17 protein-coding genes are annotated in these 17255 nt (G+C 62.4%); 10 read left to right on the forward strand and 7 right to left on the reverse strand.

Annotated elements, in window-relative coordinates:
• Positions 1-8: 8 nt before the first annotated feature.
• The 4 genes from JET14_RS01690 to rsmI all read right to left on the reverse strand — a co-directional run bounded on the left by JET14_RS01690 (position 9) and on the right by rsmI (position 3912).
• A complete protein-coding gene (locus JET14_RS01690; protein WP_200336526.1) occupies positions 9-890 on the reverse strand; it encodes an ABC transporter permease subunit in 882 nt (293 codons plus the stop codon).
• 322 nt (positions 891-1212) lie between these two features.
• The gene (locus JET14_RS01695) at positions 1213-2511 is read right to left on the reverse strand and encodes an extracellular solute-binding protein (protein ID WP_432443056.1); all 1299 of its coding nucleotides are present in this window, start codon (positions 2509-2511) and stop codon (positions 1213-1215) included.
• A gap of 155 nt (positions 2512-2666) precedes the next feature.
• Entirely contained in the window at positions 2667-3029 is a 363-nt protein-coding gene (locus JET14_RS01700; protein WP_200336527.1) for a YraN family protein, read from the reverse strand.
• Positions 3019-3912 (reverse strand): 16S rRNA (cytidine(1402)-2'-O)-methyltransferase, encoded by an 894-nt coding sequence (rsmI, locus tag JET14_RS01705; protein WP_200337951.1) that lies wholly within the window; start codon positions 3910-3912, stop codon positions 3019-3021. Before rsmI ends, JET14_RS01700 begins: the two co-directional genes overlap by 11 nt.
• Positions 3913-4145: 233 nt before the next feature.
• On the opposite strand from rsmI, the gene dnaN reads away from it, so the two are divergent.
• The 3 genes from dnaN to JET14_RS01720 all read left to right on the forward strand — a co-directional run bounded on the left by dnaN (position 4146) and on the right by JET14_RS01720 (position 7187).
• Positions 4146-5264 carry a DNA polymerase III subunit beta gene (gene dnaN, locus JET14_RS01710; RefSeq protein ID WP_200336528.1) on the forward strand — a complete coding sequence of 373 codons (1119 nt, stop codon included), beginning with the start codon at positions 4146-4148 and terminating at the stop codon, positions 5262-5264.
• 81 nt (positions 5265-5345) lie between these two features.
• Positions 5346-6059, forward strand: a complete 714-nt coding sequence (pyrF, locus tag JET14_RS01715; RefSeq protein WP_200336529.1) for an orotidine-5'-phosphate decarboxylase — start codon at positions 5346-5348, stop codon at positions 6057-6059.
• Positions 6060-6215: 156 nt separating this feature from the next.
• Entirely contained in the window at positions 6216-7187 is a 972-nt protein-coding gene (locus tag JET14_RS01720) for a complex I NDUFA9 subunit family protein (protein ID WP_200336530.1), read from the forward strand.
• Positions 7188-7208: 21 nt separating this feature from the next.
• Here the strand turns inward: JET14_RS01720 and JET14_RS01725 are convergent, their stop codons facing one another.
• Positions 7209-7394, reverse strand: a complete 186-nt coding sequence (locus tag JET14_RS01725; RefSeq protein WP_200336531.1) for a hypothetical protein — start codon at positions 7392-7394, stop codon at positions 7209-7211.
• Between the two features lie 226 nt (positions 7395-7620).
• Between JET14_RS01725 and JET14_RS01730 the strand changes: the two genes are divergently transcribed.
• Together JET14_RS01730 and bfr are read left to right on the forward strand one after the other, a co-directional pair.
• A complete protein-coding gene (locus JET14_RS01730) occupies positions 7621-7950 on the forward strand; it encodes a (2Fe-2S)-binding protein (protein ID WP_200337952.1) in 330 nt (109 codons plus the stop codon).
• The gene (bfr, locus tag JET14_RS01735) at positions 7898-8383 is read left to right on the forward strand and encodes a bacterioferritin (protein WP_024708862.1); all 486 of its coding nucleotides are present in this window, start codon (positions 7898-7900) and stop codon (positions 8381-8383) included. Before JET14_RS01730 ends, bfr begins: the two co-directional genes overlap by 53 nt.
• A gap of 66 nt (positions 8384-8449) precedes the next feature.
• Here bfr and JET14_RS01740 read toward each other — a convergent pair whose 3' ends face one another.
• Both JET14_RS01740 and JET14_RS01745 read right to left on the reverse strand, forming a co-directional pair.
• Positions 8450-8977, reverse strand: a complete 528-nt coding sequence (locus tag JET14_RS01740) for an RNA pyrophosphohydrolase (RefSeq protein WP_246750462.1) — start codon at positions 8975-8977, stop codon at positions 8450-8452.
• Positions 8978-9049: 72 nt separating this feature from the next.
• Positions 9050-10402 (reverse strand): formimidoylglutamate deiminase, encoded by a 1353-nt coding sequence (locus tag JET14_RS01745; RefSeq protein WP_432443075.1) that lies wholly within the window; start codon positions 10400-10402, stop codon positions 9050-9052.
• A gap of 88 nt (positions 10403-10490) precedes the next feature.
• Here JET14_RS01745 and hutI point away from each other — a divergent pair, with 88 nt between their 5' ends.
• From hutI to JET14_RS01770, 5 genes are all read left to right on the forward strand, one after another.
• Entirely contained in the window at positions 10491-11708 is a 1218-nt protein-coding gene (gene hutI, locus JET14_RS01750) for an imidazolonepropionase (protein ID WP_200336532.1), read from the forward strand.
• The gene (gene hutH / locus JET14_RS01755; RefSeq protein ID WP_200336533.1) at positions 11705-13240 is read left to right on the forward strand and encodes a histidine ammonia-lyase; all 1536 of its coding nucleotides are present in this window, start codon (positions 11705-11707) and stop codon (positions 13238-13240) included. The genes hutI and hutH overlap by 4 nt, the downstream gene beginning before the upstream one ends.
• Before the next feature lie 238 nt (positions 13241-13478).
• On the forward strand, positions 13479-14282 hold the full coding sequence (gene hutG, locus JET14_RS01760; RefSeq protein WP_200336534.1) for an N-formylglutamate deformylase: 804 nt from the start codon (positions 13479-13481) through the stop codon (positions 14280-14282).
• Between the two features lie 14 nt (positions 14283-14296).
• Complete coding sequence (gene hutU, locus JET14_RS01765) at positions 14297-15973, forward strand: urocanate hydratase (protein WP_200336535.1); 1677 nt, start codon at positions 14297-14299, stop codon at positions 15971-15973.
• A gap of 309 nt (positions 15974-16282) precedes the next feature.
• Positions 16283-17227: an ABC transporter substrate-binding protein gene (locus JET14_RS01770; protein WP_200336536.1), complete on the forward strand. Its 945-nt coding sequence runs from the start codon at positions 16283-16285 to the stop codon at positions 17225-17227.
• Positions 17228-17255: the final 28 nt, after the last annotated feature.

The raw sequence follows: 17255 nt of genomic DNA on the forward strand, positions 1-17255 counted from the left end.
CCGGCTCCTCAATTGTAGTGCACGCGCCGCTCGATGAAGCGGAACTGGAAGAAGGTGAGCACCAGCACGATCAGCATCAGGATCACCGATTGCGCCGCCGAGCCGCCGATGTCATTGCCGCGGAAGCCGTCCATATAGACCTTGTAGACCAGGGTGATCGGGTTGTTGGCGGCCTTGTCCTTGACGATCACGTCGATGATGCCGAACGTGTCGAACAGCGAATAGGTCATGTTGATGATCAGGAGGAAGAAGGCGGTCGGCGCCAGGAGCGGCAGGGTGACGGTCCAGAACCGGCCAAGGCGCGAACGGTTGTCGATTGCCGCCGCCTCGCGCACGGAAACGGGAATGGACTGCAGGCCGGACAGGAAGAAGATGAAATTATAGGGGATCTGTTTCCACACGGCGACGGTGATCATCGCAAAGGCGGTGTCGAAATAATTGATGCCGACCTTCATGTCCCAGCCGAACCACGCGGCCATCTTCACGAAGGGGCCGATATGCTGGTCGAAGAACATCATGCCGATCAGGCCTGCGACCGGAGGCGCGATCGCATAGACTGAGATCAGCAGCGTCTTGTAGCTGCTCGAACCACGAATGACATCATCGGCCTTGGAGGCAAGCAGCAGGCCGAGCGCGAGCGAGAAGAAGGTCACCAGAACCGTGAAGATCACGGTGAACTGGGCGACGCGCAGATAATAGCTCGATGTCAGCGCATCGACGTAATTGTCGAAGCCGACAAAACTCGCGCTGAAGCCGAAGGGATCTTCCAGATAGAAGGACGACTGGATCGCCTGCACCGACGGCCAGTAGAAGAAGATCACGATGATGGCCATCTGCGGCAGCACGAAGAGATAGGGCAGCAGGGGCGAATTGAACTGGACGCGCTTCATTTTCTGTTTCCTGTTGCGGTCGGGGCGACAGCTCCGCCCATGCCGCATAGCCCCCAGGTCTTCTCGCCCCGGAGGGGAGAGATGTCGCGACAGCGACAGTGAGGGGGGAATCTATTCCCTCGGGTGCCCTTGCGATCAGATACGCTGCTTCACCCTCACTGCCCCTTTCGGGGCATCTCTCCCGCAAGCGGGAGAGAGTATCGGGAGCAAGTTCCGTCACTCGGGCAAACGCGACCGCCATTTGCGGCGGGACTACATTTTCCAAACACGCCAAAATCCGGGAGCGTTAGCCCCCGGATCGGTTGTTTCGGTGCGAGGGCCTTTAGTTGGAAGCCGTCTTGGCGAAGCGGGCGAGAAGGGCGTTGCCCTCTTCCTGGATCGTCGCCATGGCGTCTTCAACGGAGGTCTCGCCGGCGAAGATCTTGTTGTATTCGCGTTCCATGACTTCGCGGATCTGCGGGTAGAAGCCCATGCGGTAGCCCTTGGACCATTCGCCGCCCGGCAGCGAAAGCTGCTGGATGCCGACTTCGGCAACCGGCTGCTCTTCGTACCAGCCGTCTTCCTTGGCCAGCTCGTAAGCGGCAGTCGTGACCGGAACATAGCCGGTGGACTTGTGCCAGAAGTACTGGATTTCCGGCGAGGTCAGGAACTGGAAGAAATCGGCCGTGCACTGGTTCTGCGCGTCATCCTTGCCGGAAAGCGCGAAGAGGGCGGCGCCGCCGATGAAGGAGTTGGTACCCGCACCTTCGATCGAGTCCCAGTAGGGCAGGAAGGTTGCCGAGAAAGGCATCTGGGCGGATTTCTGCAGGCCGCCGAAGGAGCCGGAGGAGCCGACCCAGAGCGCGACCTTGTCTTCCTCGAAGGGTTTCTGGTTGTCGGACCAGCCGGCGCCATAATAGCCGAAATAGCCGTTGTCGTACCAGTCCTTGAGCTTTTCGTACATCATGACGTGCTCGGGCGTGGTGACGAGAATCTCGGTGCCGTCGACGCTGTCATAGCCATTATTGTTGGTGGCGAACTGGAGATTGTTGCGCGAGAAGAAGTTCTCGGTCATTTCCCAGGTGAGCTGCGACTGGACGAGCGGGACATAGCCGGCGTCCTTCAGGGCAGGGGCGATCTCTTCGAACTCTTCCCAGGTCTTCGGCGCTTCGACGCCGGCCTTTTCGAAGGCTTCGGTGTTGATGTACATGATCGGCGCCGAGGAATTGAACGGCATGCCGACGAACTTGCCATCGCTGTCCGCGTAGAAATAACGCACGCCTTCGATGAAGTCTTCGCGGTTGAAGTCGTAGCCGGCGTTATTGATCAGGTCTTCGGCCGGAATGGCGGCGCCCTTGGCGTTCATGATCGTGGCGGCGCCGGCGTCGAACACCTGCAGAATGTTCGGCTGTTCGCCCGAGCGGAAGGCAGCGATGCCGGAAGCGAGCGCTTCTTCATAGGTGCCCTTGGAAACCGGCGTCAGGTTGCAGGCATCCTGGCTTTCGTTGAAGCGCTTGGAAATCTCGTTGATGACGGCCTGGTTGTTGCCGCCCATGCCGTGCCACCAGGTGATGTCGGTGGCGGCGAAGGCGGTCGAGGTCGAAAGGCCGACTGTCAGCGCGGCCAGAACAAATTTCTTCATGATGAAAGTCCCCGTTCAGAATCTGAGTAATCATCGCGGTGGATGATGGAAGCGGGGTATCGCGCCTACGTGACGTCCGAACGACGATTTTGTTTCAAATTTATAAAACCGAGCGCGCGGATGTTTTCATTTGCGCACTCCCGGTGTTCGTATCGTCAAAAGGCATCCGGGAAGTGCCGGGGCAGGCGGCGGGGCAGAAAGGCGAGGATGTCGTAGCGTTGCGACAGGCGATGGGCGTCTAGCTGGCGCGACAGCCAGACATCGGAGGCCGCGCGGATGCGTCTTTGGGCCATGGCGGTCACGGCGTCGACCGCCACACTTTCGCTCGTCCGCGCCTTGACCTCGACAAAGACGGCGAGGTCGCCTTTGCGGGCAATGATATCGATTTCGCCGGCGTGGCATTTGAAGCGCATGGCGAGGATGCGGTAGCCTTTGAGGCGAAGATAAAGCGCGGCAAGGCTTTCGGCGCGCCGCCCGCGTCGTTCCGCCTCCCGCCGCCTTTTCGCCTCACGCCCCATCGCCGTGCTTCAGGTTGAGAAGCCGCTGGTAGAGGTCCTTGCGCGCAAGGCCGGTCTCCCTTGCGGCCTGCGCCGCCGCTTTCGCCGCAGGCATATCGGCGACAAGCGCCTGCAGCAGCGCGTCGACATCCGCCTCGCCCGGGGCTTCCGGCTTGGGCGGCGGGCCGATGACGAGCACGATCTCGCCCTTGACTTCCGCTTGGCGATAGGCCTCCGCAAATTCGCCAAGCGTGCCGCGCCGGAATTCCTCATAGGTCTTGGTCAGTTCCCGGCAGACGGCGGCCTGCCGGCTTTCGCCGAGCACGGCGCTTGCCGCCTCGAGCGTCGCGCCGATGCGATGGGGCGATTCGAAGAAGATCAGCGTTGCCGGAATTTCGGCAAGCTCCGCCAGCCGATCACGGCGGCCCTTGTCCTTGTGCGGCAGGAAACCGGCAAAGAAGAAGGCATCATTGGGAAGCCCCGCGCCGACAAGGGCTGCCAGCGGCGCGGAAGCGCCGGGGATCGGGACAACCTTGATGTCCTCGGCGATCGCCAGGCCTGCGAGCCTGTAGCCGGGGTCGGAGACGAGCGGCGTTCCGGCATCTGAGACGAGGGCGACGCTCTTCCCAGCGCGAAGGGCTGACATCAGCTGCTCCCCGGCCTTTTCCGCATTGTGCTCGTGATAGGCGAAGGGGCGCCTGGCAATGGCGAAACGGTCGAGCAGCTTGCGGGTGACGCGCGTATCCTCGCAGGCGAGGACGTCCGCGCCGGCAAGGGTCTCGAGCGCACGCACGGTGATATCGCCGAGATTGCCGATCGGGGTGGCGACAAGGTAGAGGCCGGGCGAAAGCGGCCGGGCCTCGATTGAATGTCCCGCGATTTCAAATCTGTTGCCGTCGCTCATCTCACGTCCCCGGTTTCCCTCTTTGATCATGGCCGTCATCCCGCGACAAGGGGCGAGGGTGCCTCCCAGACCCCGTAGGCAACCGGAATATGGGTGGAGGCTTGCTGCCGGCTCTTGCAATCGGCACGAATTTGCTGTCATTTTGTCTCCCCGCCCGCGGCCTTTTGGGACGCGAGGCCCCGTTCGACTGCCGTCCGGCATTTGACCCGTGCGAAAGAGTGAAAGCGAAAGTCATGCGTATCACGCTCGAAAGATCCGACCTTCTGAAGTCCCTGAACCATGTTCACCGCGTGGTCGAGCGCCGCAACACCATTCCGATTCTCTCCAACGTTCTGTTGAAGGCCGAGGGCAATGATCTCGAGATGAAGGCGACCGACCTTGACCTCGAGATCACCGAGAAGACGCCGGCCATGGTCGAGCAGGCGGGCGCGACAACCGTTCCGGCCCATCTGCTCTACGAGATCGTGCGCAAGCTTTCCGACGGCGCCGAGGTTTCGCTGGCAACGGCCTCAGACGGCCAGACCATTTCGGTCGCCTCCGGCAAGTCCAAGTTCTCGCTGCAGTGCCTGCCGCAGGAGGATTTCCCGGACCTGACCGCGGGCACGTTCAGCCATGCCTTCAAGCTGAAGGCCGCCGATCTGAAGATGCTGATCGACCGCACCCAGTTCGCGATCTCGACCGAGGAAACGCGCTACTATCTGAACGGCATCTATTTCCACGCCATGACCGAAGGCTCCGAGCTGAAGTTGCGGGCGGTCGCCACCGACGGTCACCGCCTGGCGCGGGCCGAGATCGATGCGCCTTCGGGATGCGAGAACATGCCGGGCGTCATCATTCCGCGCAAGACCGTCGGCGAATTGCAGAAGCTCGTCGATGACCCCGAAATCATCGTGAACGTCGAGGTCTCCGACGCCAAGATCCGCTTCACCATCGGCTCGGTGGTGATCACCTCCAAGCTGATCGACGGCACCTTTCCGGATTACCAGCGCGTGATCCCGGCCAATAACGACCGCGAAATGCGGATCGAATGCGATGCCTTCGCCAAGGCGGTCGATCGCGTCTCGACCGTTTCGTCGGAGCGCGGCCGCGCCGTCAAACTGTCGCTTGCCGAAGGCCAGCTGACGCTCACCGTCAACAACCCCGATTCGGGCAGCGCCACCGATGAACTCGCCGTCGGCTATGACAGCGAGGCGATGGATATCGGTTTCAACGCCAAATATCTGCTCGACATCACCTCGCAGCTCACCGGCGACGAGGCGATCTTCCTGTTCGCGGACGCCGGCTCGCCGACGCTCGTGCGCGACACCGACAGCGAGAACGCGCTTTATGTGCTGATGCCGATGCGGGTCTGATCCGGCCTTTTTCCTTCCCATTTTTTGGGTTTTGTGCGACATGGAGCGCGAACAGGGCTCTTGGCGGGAAGGAGTTGTGGCATGAGTGCACGCGAACGCTTGATCGTGGGGCTGGATGTCCCGAGTGTGGACGAGGCGGCGCAGATGGTTGCGCGGCTCGGCGACAGCGTCTCGTTCTACAAGATCGGCTACCAGCTTGCCTTTGCCGGCGGGCTTTCCTTTGCCCGCGAACTGGCCGCCGACGGCAAGCAGGTCTTCCTCGACATGAAGCTGCTCGACATCGACAATACGGTTGCCAAGGGCGTCGAGAACATCGCCAAGATGGGCATGTCGATGCTGACGCTGCATGCCTATCCCAAGGCGATGCGCGCGGCGGTGGAGGCTGCCGAGGGCTCCGGGCTCTGCCTTCTCGGCGTCACTGTGTTGACTTCGATGGATGACGCCGACCTTGCCGAGGCCGGCTATCCGGGCGATGCGCAGGCGCTGGTGAAACGCCGCGCCGCGCAGGCGGCGGAAGCGGGCATGGGCGGCATTGTGTGCTCGGCGGCCGAAGCGGTTCTGGTGCGCGACATCATCGGGCCGGAACGCGCGATCGTCACGCCCGGCATTCGCCCGGCGGGGACGTCCGCGGACGATCAGAAACGGGTGATGACGCCGGCACACGCCATTGCCGCCGGCGCGTCCCACCTCGTCGTCGCCCGGCCGATCCTCCGCGCGGAAGACCCGAAGGCGGCGGCAGAGGCCATTGTCGCCGATATCGAAAGCGCTATGTCACAGGAAACAGGGTCCGCATAAAGGGCGATGTGTCACTTTCGACACGCCAGGGGCGAAATTTCATGAGGCGGGCGGCGGCGGCGTGAACTGCGTCAGCTTGACCCTTCACCTTCAGCCCTGTTTGGGCTATTGCACTCGGGTAATCAATTCGGCTTTCGGCGATTTCAGGAGCTAGGCATGACGCTATCGAACATTCCTCCGCTGGTCACGGTCTTCGGCGGGTCGGGTTTCGTCGGGCGCTATGTCGTTCGTGCGCTTGCCAAGAGGGGCTATCGCATCCGCGTTGCCGTGCGCCGGCCCGATCTCGCGCTGTTCCTGCAGCCGCTCGGCAATGTCGGTCAGATCACCTTCTTCCAGTCCAATCTGCGCTATCCCGACTCGGTGCGCCGGGCTGTGGAAGGCGCCGATCACGTCGTCAACTGCGTCGGCATCCTGTTTGAGAGCGGCAAGAACGGTTTCGACGCAGTGCAGGCCGACGGCGCGCGTCTGGTGGCCGAATGCGCGCGCGATGCCGGCGCGACGCTGACCCATGTTTCCGCCATTGGCGCCGACGAGAAAAGCGAATCGCACTATGCCCGTTCCAAGGCCAAGGCTGAGGCTTCCGTCCGGGAAATCCTGCCGGAAGCCGTGATCGTCCGTCCCTCGATCATCTTCGGGCCGGAGGATGATTTCTTCAACAAGTTCGGCAAGATGTCGCTGATCTCGCCGGTTCTGCCATTGATTGGCGGCGGCAGGACGAAGTTCCAGCCCGTCTATGTCGGCGATGTCGCCGAGGTGATCGCGCGCGCCGTCGACGGCAAGGTCGAAGGCGGCAAGGTCTATGAGCTCGGCGGCCGCGATGTGCTGACCTTCCGCGAATGTCTCGAAGAAGTGCTGCGCGTGACAGGCCGCAAGCGCGGCCTTGTGTCGCTGCCCTTCGGCCTCGCTTCGTTCTTCGGCGGCATAGCGGGCTCCGTGCCGTTGATCACGCCGCCGCTGACGGCCGATCAGGTAAGGCTTCTGAAATCCGACAATGTCGTCTCCGAAGAGGCTGCAGCCGAGGGCCGCACGCTTGCAGGTCTCGGCATTCGCCCCGCGCAGCTTGACGCGATCCTGCCGACCTATCTCGTGCAATACCGCCAGCACGGTCAGTTCGGTCGAACCGCCTGAACACATCAAGGTTTTCCGCCGTCAGGTTTTTGGCTGAATTATGGCAAATTCCCGGGTTTCGATGGAACCCGTCACATGGCTTACGTCTTTACCAATTATTGAAAGGTCATCGGGAAGATGGCCTTGCCGGTCCCACTGAAACAAGGTGTCTTTGAAAATGGGTAAGTCGATTGCTGTTCTGTTTGCAGGCGCGGCTTTGATCATCATGGCGGCTTCTCTGGCCGCGCCCGGCAGTATCGCGGCGGGCAAGCCGGGCTGCGCGCCTGCCTATGGCATTGACCCCTGCGCCATGGCCTCCATCAAATAAAGACCTACCGGCGGCGGATGCTGCTTCAACGTGACGTGAGCGCTGGTGACAGCGTTTATTCTTGACAACGAACCTCTCCTTTTGCAAATAGGAGACGATCGCTGACGAACGTCAATGGTGAAGGGCATGCTTGTCTGCAGCTGCAATTTTGTGACCGAGAAAGAAATCGTGGACGTGGTGAACGAGCTCCTCGACGAGGATTGCTGGCGCATCATCGTTCCCGGCACGGTCTATAACCGCATGAAAAAGCGCGGCCGATGCTGCGGCTGCTTTCCGAACGTCATCGATATCATCGTCCGTACCTCCGAGCAGTATCACGTCAATCGCGACTCGACCGGCGCCGAGTTTTGTGATTTTTTGAGCCGCCTGAAGAAGTTCCAGGAAGAAAAAAGGAGAACGGACGTTGAAAGGCGACAAAAAAGTAATCGAGCGGCTGAACGAAGCGCTGTTTCTTGAGCTCGGCGCCGTCAACCAGTACTGGCTGCATTACCGTCTGTTGCAGGACTGGGGCCTGACCAAGCTGGCGTCCAAGGAGCGTGCCGAGTCCATCGAAGAGATGCACCACGCCGACAAGCTCACCGATCGCATCATCTTCCTCGAAGGCCATCCGAACCTCCAGACCGTGGCGCCGCTGCGCATCGGACAGACGGTGAAGGAAGTGCTCGAAAGCGATCTCGCCGGCGAGTATGAGGCGCGCAATTCCTACAAGGAATCCCGTGATATCTGTCACGAGGCCGGCGATTACGTCAGCATGAAGCTGTTCGAGGAGCTGATGATCGACGAAGAAGGCCATATCGACTTCCTCGAGACCCAGCTCGAACTCCTGGAATCGCTCGGCGAGAAGAAATACGCCCAGCTGAACGCTGGCGCGACCGACGAAGCCGAGTAAAGGCGCTCTCGCTTTTGTATTTAGAAGGCCCGGGCCGCAGAGGTCCGGGTCTTCTCGCGTTCCGGGTCATCCCTTTGCGAAATGTCGGAACTCGGCGGTGACCTGCGCGTAGACGGCGCGTTTGAAATCCACGATCAGGCCGGCAAGTTCGTCGATATCGGTCCACTGCCAGGCGTCGAACTCCTGCATGTGTCCGTCCGGCGGCGGATTGATGGCGATTTCGTTGTCGGATCCGAGAAAGCGGAAGGCGAACCAGCGCTGGGTCTGGCCGCGATAGCGGCCCTTGAGCCCGATGCCGATCAGGTGCTCGGGCAGGTCGTAATTGATCCAGCCTTTTGTCTCGCCGAGAAGCTCGACCGTCTTCATGCCGGTCTCCTCGTAGAGCTCGCGTCTGGCTGCCTCAAGCGGGTTCTCGCCGGGATCGATGCCGCCCTGCGGCATCTGCCAGAGCTGCGGCGAGCCATCGGATTCGGAATTGCCCTCCGAAAGTCGCCGGCCAAGCCAGACCTTGCCTTCGGGGTTCAGAATCATGACGCCGACATTCGGGCGGTAGGGGAGGTCGTGGGCTTTGGGGCGAGGCATTTCATCGGGCATGGTGCGCTCCTTGGGAGGGGAGAGGAAAGAATTTGGAGCTTTCCTACCACGCCGGAAAGGCTTGCCAAAGACTTATGCGGAGCGATCCATCAGCGCCGTCATAGCCTTGCGGAAACGCGCCGAAATCGCCGCGCGTTTCAGGTGACGTCCGCCTTCGACCTGCCTCTTTCCATTTACCCAGACGCAATCCGGTCTGATCTGGTTTGCAAAGATGAACCCGTCGAGGGCCTGATCCTCCTTCAGCCATGGCGCGGCGCTGTCATCAAGCGAGAAGAAGCTTGCGGGTCTGCCTTCCGCAATACCGGCTTCAATCCCCATGGCCTGCGCCCCGCCGGTAAGCGCACCGTCAAACAGCTTGCGGCCGGTCGTGCCGCCGGGTTCGGCAATCACGTTACGGGCCCGCTCGCCGAGACGCTGGGCATATTCGAGCTGGCGCAGCTCGTCGGAAAGGCCGATCAGAACGTTGGAATCCGAGCCGATGCCGAAAGCGCCGCCGGAGCTCAGGAACCGGCTTGCGGGGAAAATACCGTCGCCGAGATTGGCCTCGGTCACGGGGCAGAGGCCCGCGACCGCGCCGGATTTCGCCAACCCGTCGGTTTCCGCTTCGGTCATGTGGGTGGCGTGGATCAGGCACCAGCGAGCATCGACGCCGGTATTGTCGAGCAGCCATTCAACCGGGCGCTTGCCGCTCCAGGCAAGGCAGTCGTCGACTTCCTTCGTCTGCTCGGAGATATGCATGTGAACCGGACCGTCCGTCAGGCCTGCGGCAAATTCCAACTCCTCGGGTGTCACGGCGCGCAGCGAATGCGGGGCAACGCCGAGAACGGCGATTTCCAGCCCGGCAACCACTTTTGCCGAGGCTTCCATCAGGCGGGAAAAGCTGTCGCGATCATGGATGAAGCGGCGCTGGCCATTGTTCGGTTCCGCGCCGCCGAAATTGGAATGGGCGTAAAAGACCGGCAGCAGCGTCAGGCCGATGCCGGTTTCGGACGCGGCAGCGCCAATGCGTTCGGCCATCTCGCCGATGTTTCCGTAATGGCTGCCGTCCTTGTCATTGTGCAAATAGTGGAATTCTCCGACGCGACAAAAGCCCGCTTCCAGCATCTCCATGTAAAGCTGCGCCGCGATCGCCTCGACCTCGTCCGGTTCGATGGCGAAGGTGAAGCGGTACATCACCTCGCGCCAGCTCCAGAAATTGTCGCTGGCCGGGCCGCGGCGCTCGGCAAGGCCGGCCATGGCGCGCTGGAAGGCATGAGAATGGAGATTGGCCACAGCGGGCACGATGATCCCGTGGCGCTCGTCGCCAGGCTCAGGCGCCTGATCGAAGGCGAGGCCGGAAATGCGGCCCGCTGCGAGCGAAAAGCGTGCATTCGAGCGCCAGCCTTCCGGTGTCAGCACGTTTTCTGCGAAGATCGTCATTGGCATCTGGTCGGTTCCGCCTCGAAATTTGTTCTTGCCGATCGTTTCGATATGTATATACATAATAATCAACCAAGACAATAAGGGGAAAGAGATGCGTTCTGCGCCGAACACGCTTTTTACCAACGCCCGCCTTTGCGCCATGACCGGCAATGACATTGCGCCGGTTTCCGGCGTTCTGGCCGTTCGCGACGGGCGGATTGCTTATGTCGGCGCGGAAGAGGCGCTGCCAGCGGACTGCGCCGGTTTCCAGACGGTCGATTGCGGCGGCAGGCTGGTCACGCCCGCGCTGATCGATTGCCATACCCACATCGTTTATGGCGGCAGTCGCGCGAAGGAATTCGAGATGCGGCTTGAGGGCGCTCCTTACGAGGAGATCGCCCGCGCCGGCGGCGGAATCGTCTCGACCGTATCCGCCACCAATGCGCTTTCGGAAGATGATCTGGTCGAAACGGCTCTGCTGCGCCTCGACACGCTGATTGCCGAAGGCGTCGCGACCATCGAGATCAAGTCCGGTTACGGGCTCAATGTCGAGGCCGAACTGAAGATACTGCGCGCTGCCCGACGCTTGGCGACACTGCGCCCGGTGCGCATCAAGACCACCTATCTGGCTGCCCATGCCACGCCACCGCAATACAAGGGCCGCAACGGCGATTACATAACGGAGGTGGTGCTGCCCGGACTTGAAGCGGCCCATGCGGAAGGCCTTGTCGATGCCGTTGACGCATTCTGCGAGGGCATTGCCTTTTCGCCCGACGAACTGAAGCCGGTGTTTGAAAAGGCAACAGCACTTGGCCTGCCGGTGAAGCTGCACGCCGAACAGCTTTCCAATCTGCACGGCGCGGAAATGGCGGCGTCTTATGGTGCGCTCTCCGCCGACCATCTCGAATATCTCGACGAGGCTGGCGCAAAGGCAATGGCTGAGGCCGGGTCGGTCGCGGTGCTGCTACCCGGAGCATTCTACACGTTGAAGGAACAGCAGCTTCCGCCGGTCGCAGCCCTGCGCGAGGCCGGCACGCTGATCGCGCTCGCGACCGATTGCAATCCCGGCACATCGCCGCTCACCTCGTTGCTTCTGACCATGAATATGGGCGCGACGTTGTTCGGTATGACCGTTGCCGAATGCCTTGCCGGCGTGACTCGCAATGCCGCCCGCGCGCTCGGTCTTGCGGAGGAAACCGGTACGCTGGAAGCCGGCAAGGCGGCCGATATCGCGATCTGGGATGTCGATGCGCCGGCCGAGCTTGTCTACCGCATCGGTTTCAATCCGCTTTCCCGGCTTTATGTCGACGGCCACGAGGTGACGCGATGACGCTTGTTCTCACCCCCGGCAGCGTGACGCTGGCCGCGCTGGAAAAAATCTATCGCGGCGATGACGCCGTGCGGCTGGACCCCGGCTGCGACGTTGCCATCGAAAAGGCCGCCGCCCGCATTGCCGCGATCGCGGCTGGCAATGAACCGGTCTACGGCATCAACACCGGCTTCGGAAAACTGGCTTCGATCAGGATCGATGCCGCCGATACCGCCACCCTGCAGCGCAATCTCATCCTGTCGCATTGCTGCGGCGTCGGCGCGCCGCTAGATGGCAGCGTCGTGCGGCTGATCATGGCGCTGAAGCTGATCTCGCTCGGCCGCGGCGCCTCCGGCGTGCGGCCGGAATTGGTGCGCCTGATCGAGGATATGCTGGCAAAGGACGTCACCCCCGTCATTCCGGAAAAAGGCTCGGTCGGGGCCTCCGGCGATCTTGCCCCGCTCGCGCATATGGCCGCGGTGATGATGGGCGAGGGCGAGGCTTTTTTCGCCGGCGAACGGCTTTCCGGCGCTGAGGCATTGGCGAGGGCGGGGCTCACGCCGGTCACTTTGGCAGCCAAGGAAGGGCTTGCGCTGATCAACGGCACGCAGGTCTCCACGGCACTGGCGCTTGCCGGGCTGTTTAGCGCTTTCCGCTGCGCCCAGACGGCGCTCGTCACCGGCGCGCTGTCCACCGACGCGGCCATGGGCTCGCCGGCGCCCTTCCATCCGGATATCCACGCGCTGCGCGGCCATCAGGGCCAGATCGATGCGGCGGCCAGCCTGCGGGCGTTGCTCGAAGGCTCGGAAATCCGCGTCTCCCATATCGAGGGCGACGAGCGGGTGCAGGATCCTTATTGCATCCGTTGCCAACCGCAGGTCGATGGCGCCTGCCTCGATCTTCTGCGCCAGGCCGGCCGCACGCTGGAAATCGAGGCCAATGCGGCCACCGACAACCCGCTGGTGCTTTCCGACGACAGCGTCGTTTCCGGCGGCAATTTCCATGCCGAGCCGGTGGCGTTTGCCGCCGACCAGATCGCCATCGCCGTCTGCGAGATCGGCGCGATTGCCCAACGCCGGATCGCTTTGCTGGTCGACCCGGCGCTCTCCTTCGGTCTGCCCGCCTTCCTGTCGAGAAAGCCGGGGCTGAATTCAGGGTTGATGATTGCCGAGGTCACCTCTGCCGCGCTGATGAGCGAGAACAAGCAGATGGCGCACCCGGCCTCCGTCGATTCGACGCCGACCTCGGCCAATCAGGAAGACCATGTGTCGATGGCCTGCCACGGTGCGCGGCGGCTTTTGGCGATGACCGACAATCTCGCCCATATCATCGGCATTGAGGCGCTGTGCGGCGCGCAAGGCGTCGAGCTTCGCGCGCCGCTCGCCACAAGCCCGGTTCTGCGCCGGGTCATTTCCGCATTTCGCGCGCTGGTGACGACGCTCGAAGACGACCGCTACATGGCCGGCGATCTCGAAAAGGCTGCGGTGGCGGTGTGCGATGGCGTGCTGATCGATGCGGTTGGGGCAGGGGTGTTGCCGGAGTTGAAGGTTTGATGGCGCTTGTGGAAAGGAAAGGGGCAGTATCGCCCACGCCGGGGTTCCTCCCCTCACTCGGCGCATCCGCGCCACCCTCTCCCCTTCGGGGCGAGGGGGAGAGAAGCAGCCATCGCTGGAACGAGCGGATAGGCAGGGCGTCGCCGGCGTCCCCTTCTCCCCTTGGGGAGAAGGCGGCCGAAGGCCGGATGAGGGTAAACGGCGTTTGCCGAAACTCCAGACAGAGGAATATTTCCCCATGACCGACCCCGTCATCGTCAAACAGGGCGCGTCCCCCGTCATTCTCGGTTTTCCCCACACCGGGACCCATGTCCCGCCAGAAATCGAGGCGCGCCTGAACGACAACGGCCGTCTGCTCGCCGATACCGACTGGCATGTCGACCGGCTCTATGACGGCTTGCTTGCCGATGCGACCACGGTGAAGGCGACCTTCCATCGCTATGTCATCGATGCCAACCGCGATCCCTCGGGGGCGAGCCTTTATCCCGGCCAGAACACCACCGGCCTTGTGTCGAGGACGGATTTCGACGGCAAGCCGATCTGGAGGCAAGGTGAAGAACCGACAGAGGCCGATATCGCGGAGCGGATCGAGGCTTTCCATGCCCCTTATCACGCGGCGCTGGCGGCAGAGATCGAACGGGTGCGGCGGGAACACGGCATCGCCATTCTCTATGACTGCCACTCGATCCGCTCGCACATTCCCTTCCTGTTCGAGGGCAAGCTGCCGGATTTCAACATCGGCACCAATCTCGGCGTCACCTGCGCGCCCGAATTCGAGGCGGCGGCCCAAAGTGTGGTCGCTCATGCGCCTGGATACGACCATGCCGTCAACGGCCGCTTCAAGGGGGGCTGGACGACACGGCACTACGGCCAGCCTGCGACCGGCGTCCACGCGATACAGATGGAGCTGGCGCAATCAACGCACCTGACAACCGAAGCGCCGCCCTTTGCCTATGACGAGGCGAAGGCCGAAAAGCTGCGAAGCCATTTGCAGGATATTCTCGAGCGGATCGAACGCCTGTCGTTCTCCGCACGCATGTAAGAGAGGGAACGACAATGACCGACAACCCGCGACACAATACTCGCGAAATCCACGCCCCGACCGGCACGGAGCTCACCGCCAAGAGCTGGCTCACGGAGGCGCCGCTCCGCATGCTGATGAACAATCTCGACCCGGATGTCGCCGAAAAGCCGCATGAGCTGGTGGTCTATGGCGGCATCGGCCGGGCGGCGCGCACCTGGGGTGATTTCGACCGGATCGTCGAGACGTTGAAGACGCTGGAAGAGGACGAAACGTTGCTGGTGCAGTCGGGCAAGCCGGTCGGTGTGTTCCGCACCCACGCGGATGCGCCGCGTGTGCTGATCGCCAATTCCAACCTCGTGCCGCACTGGGCCAACTGGGACCATTTCCACGAACTCGATAAGAAGGGCCTGATGATGTACGGCCAGATGACGGCCGGTTCGTGGATCTATATCGGAGCGCAGGGCATCGTGCAGGGCACCTACGAGACCTTCGTGGAGGCGGGCCGCCAGCACTATAACGGCGACCTCAAGGGCAAGTGGATACTCACCGGCGGGCTTGGCGGCATGGGCGGCGCGCAGCCGCTCGCCGCCGTCATGGCCGGCGCCTCCTGCCTCGCCGTCGAATGCGATCCGACCCGCATCGATTTCCGCATCCGCACCGGCTATGTCGATGAAAAGGCCGAGACGCTGGACGAAGCGCTTGCCATGATCGACGCCTGGACCAAGGCGGGCGAGGCTAAATCCGTCGGCCTGCTCGGCAATACGGCGGAAGTTCTTCCCGAACTCGTCAAGTGCGGCGTCCTTCCCGATATCGTCACCGACCAGACTTCGGCGCACGACCCGGTCAATGGCTATCTGCCGGCCGGCTGGAGCCTCGGCGAATGGCGCGACAAGGCGGAGCGTGATCCCAAGGCTGTCGAAAAGGCCGCGCGCGCCTCGATGCGCACCCACGTGGAAGCCATGCTCGCCTTCTGGGACTTAGGGATTCCGACGGTCGATTACGGCAACAATATCCGCCAGATGGCCAAGGAAGAAGGCTGCGAGCGCGCCTTCGATTTTCCGGGCTTCGTGCCGGCCTATATTCGCCCGCTGTTCTGCAAGGGCGTTGGACCGTTCCGCTGGGCCGCCCTTTCCGGCGATCCGGAGGACATCTACAAGACCGACCAGAAGGTCAAGGAACTGCTGCCGGACAACACCCACCTGCACAACTGGCTCGACATGGCGAAGGAACGCATCCATTTCCAGGGCCTGCCGGCGCGCATCTGCTGGGTCGGCCTCGGCGACCGTCACAGGCTTGGCCTCGCCTTCAACGAGATGGTGAAGAATGGCGAGCTGAAGGCCCCGATCGTTATCGGCCGCGATCATCTCGATTCCGGCTCTGTCGCCTCGCCGAACCGCGAGACCGAAGCGATGCAGGACGGTTCGGATGCCGTTTCCGACTGGCCGCTGCTGAACGCGCTGCTTAACACCGCCTCGGGCGCTACATGGGTGTCGCTGCATCATGGCGGCGGCGTCGGCATGGGCTTTTCCCAGCATGCCGGCATGGTGATTTGCTGTGACGGTTCCGATGATGCGGCAAGGCGCATCGGCCGCGTGCTCTGGAACGACCCGGCCACCGGCGTCATGCGCCATGCCGATGCCGGCTACGACATCGCTATCGAATGCGCGAAGGAAAACGGACTGCGTCTGCCGGGTATTCTCCGGAACTGACTGGTATTGGTTTGAGGGACAATAACAAGCGCCGGGGTTCCGCCCCTCACCCGGCGCATCCGCGCCACCCTCTCCCCTGCGGGGCGAGGGGGAGCGCGCAGCTATCGCCCGCGCAAGCCGCAAGGCACCGCTTAGCCGGCGTCCCCTTCTCCCCTCGGGGAGAAGGTGGCCGAAGGCCGGATGAGGGTCTTTCAACGCGGAGAACAACGTTTGCGGTGTCTGTTATGTCTAGACAACAAAATCAAATCCCGTCTACACTGGCATCCTCGCAACAAGGGCCAGGACGCCCGTACAAAAGGGGATCATCAGATGAAATGGCTTGCAGTAACCGCCATGGCCGCCGTGGCGCTTTCCACTGCCGCATATGCGCAGGAAACCAAGGTCGCCGTAGGCCTTTCCGGCTGGACCGGTTTCGCGCCGCTGACGCTGGCCAAGGAAGCGGGCATCTTTGAAAAGAACGGGCTTGATGTCGATCTCGTCAAGATCCCGCAGGCAAGCCGCCATCTGGCGCTGGCGTCCGGTGATATCCAGTGCGCGGCAACGACGGTCGAGACCTGGATCGTCTGGGCCGCTGCCGGCGTGCCGACCACGCAGATCTTCCAGCTCGACAAGTCCCACGGCGCTGACGGCATGGTCGTGCGCTCCGATATCGGGACGATCGCCGACCTGAAGGGCAAGACCGTCGCGGCTTCCGCGCCGGGCACCTCGCCCTATTTCTACCTCGCCTGGATACTCAAGGAAAACGGCATGACGATGGATGATGTCAAGGTCGTCAATCTGGAGCCGGGCCCGGCCGCCCAGGCCTTCATCGCCGGCCAGAACGATGCCGCGATGACCTATGAGCCTTACCTGTCGTCGGTGCGCGAAGCGCCTGACGCCGGCAAGATCATCGCCACCACGCTCGACTACCCGGCTGTCATGGACACGTTCGGCTGCACCCCGGCCTTCCTGGAAGAAAACCCGGACGCCGCCAAGGCGCTTGCGACGTCTTATTACGAGGCGCTCGACATGATCGCCGAGAGCCCGGAAGAGGCCTATGGCATCATGGGCGCGGATGTTAACCAGTCGGCAGAACAGTTCGCCGGTTCCGCGCAGTATCTCGAATGGCAAGACCGCGATGCGGCCATTGCCTTCTTCGGCGGCGAGTTCAACGACTTCTCCGCCGATGCGGCCCAGTTGCTGCTCGATGCCGGCGTTATCCGCGAGATTCCGGACCTTTCGACGCTCGCCGATCCGTCGTTTATCCAGGAATAAGGCAAGCCGCATAGCCCCCGATCAATCT

This window comes from Martelella lutilitoris, assembly GCF_016598595.1.
Taxonomy (GTDB): Bacteria; Pseudomonadota; Alphaproteobacteria; order Rhizobiales; family Rhizobiaceae; genus Martelella; species Martelella lutilitoris_A.

Coding starts and splice junctions, on each gene's coding strand:
- hutI (WP_200336532.1), top strand. CDS start 10,491: ATGCGTTCTGCGCCGAACACGCTTTTTACCAACGCCCGCCTTTGCGCC.
- JET14_RS01695 (WP_432443056.1), bottom strand. CDS start 2,511: ATGAAGAAATTTGTTCTGGCCGCGCTGACAGTCGGCCTTTCGACCTCG.
- hutG (WP_200336534.1), top strand. CDS start 13,479: ATGACCGACCCCGTCATCGTCAAACAGGGCGCGTCCCCCGTCATTCTC.
- JET14_RS01720 (WP_200336530.1), top strand. CDS start 6,216: ATGACGCTATCGAACATTCCTCCGCTGGTCACGGTCTTCGGCGGGTCG.
- rsmI (WP_200337951.1), bottom strand. CDS start 3,912: ATGAGCGACGGCAACAGATTTGAAATCGCGGGACATTCAATCGAGGCC.
- JET14_RS01700 (WP_200336527.1), bottom strand. CDS start 3,029: ATGGGGCGTGAGGCGAAAAGGCGGCGGGAGGCGGAACGACGCGGGCGG.
- hutH (WP_200336533.1), top strand. CDS start 11,705: ATGACGCTTGTTCTCACCCCCGGCAGCGTGACGCTGGCCGCGCTGGAA.
- hutU (WP_200336535.1), top strand. CDS start 14,297: ATGACCGACAACCCGCGACACAATACTCGCGAAATCCACGCCCCGACC.
- pyrF (WP_200336529.1), top strand. CDS start 5,346: ATGAGTGCACGCGAACGCTTGATCGTGGGGCTGGATGTCCCGAGTGTG.
- JET14_RS01725 (WP_200336531.1), bottom strand. CDS start 7,394: ATGATGATCAAAGCCGCGCCTGCAAACAGAACAGCAATCGACTTACCC.
- JET14_RS01690 (WP_200336526.1), bottom strand. CDS start 890: ATGAAGCGCGTCCAGTTCAATTCGCCCCTGCTGCCCTATCTCTTCGTG.
- JET14_RS01730 (WP_200337952.1), top strand. CDS start 7,621: ATGCTTGTCTGCAGCTGCAATTTTGTGACCGAGAAAGAAATCGTGGAC.
- JET14_RS01770 (WP_200336536.1), top strand. CDS start 16,283: ATGAAATGGCTTGCAGTAACCGCCATGGCCGCCGTGGCGCTTTCCACT.
- JET14_RS01740 (WP_246750462.1), bottom strand. CDS start 8,977: ATGCCCGATGAAATGCCTCGCCCCAAAGCCCACGACCTCCCCTACCGC.
- JET14_RS01745 (WP_432443075.1), bottom strand. CDS start 10,402: ATGCCAATGACGATCTTCGCAGAAAACGTGCTGACACCGGAAGGCTGG.
- dnaN (WP_200336528.1), top strand. CDS start 4,146: ATGCGTATCACGCTCGAAAGATCCGACCTTCTGAAGTCCCTGAACCAT.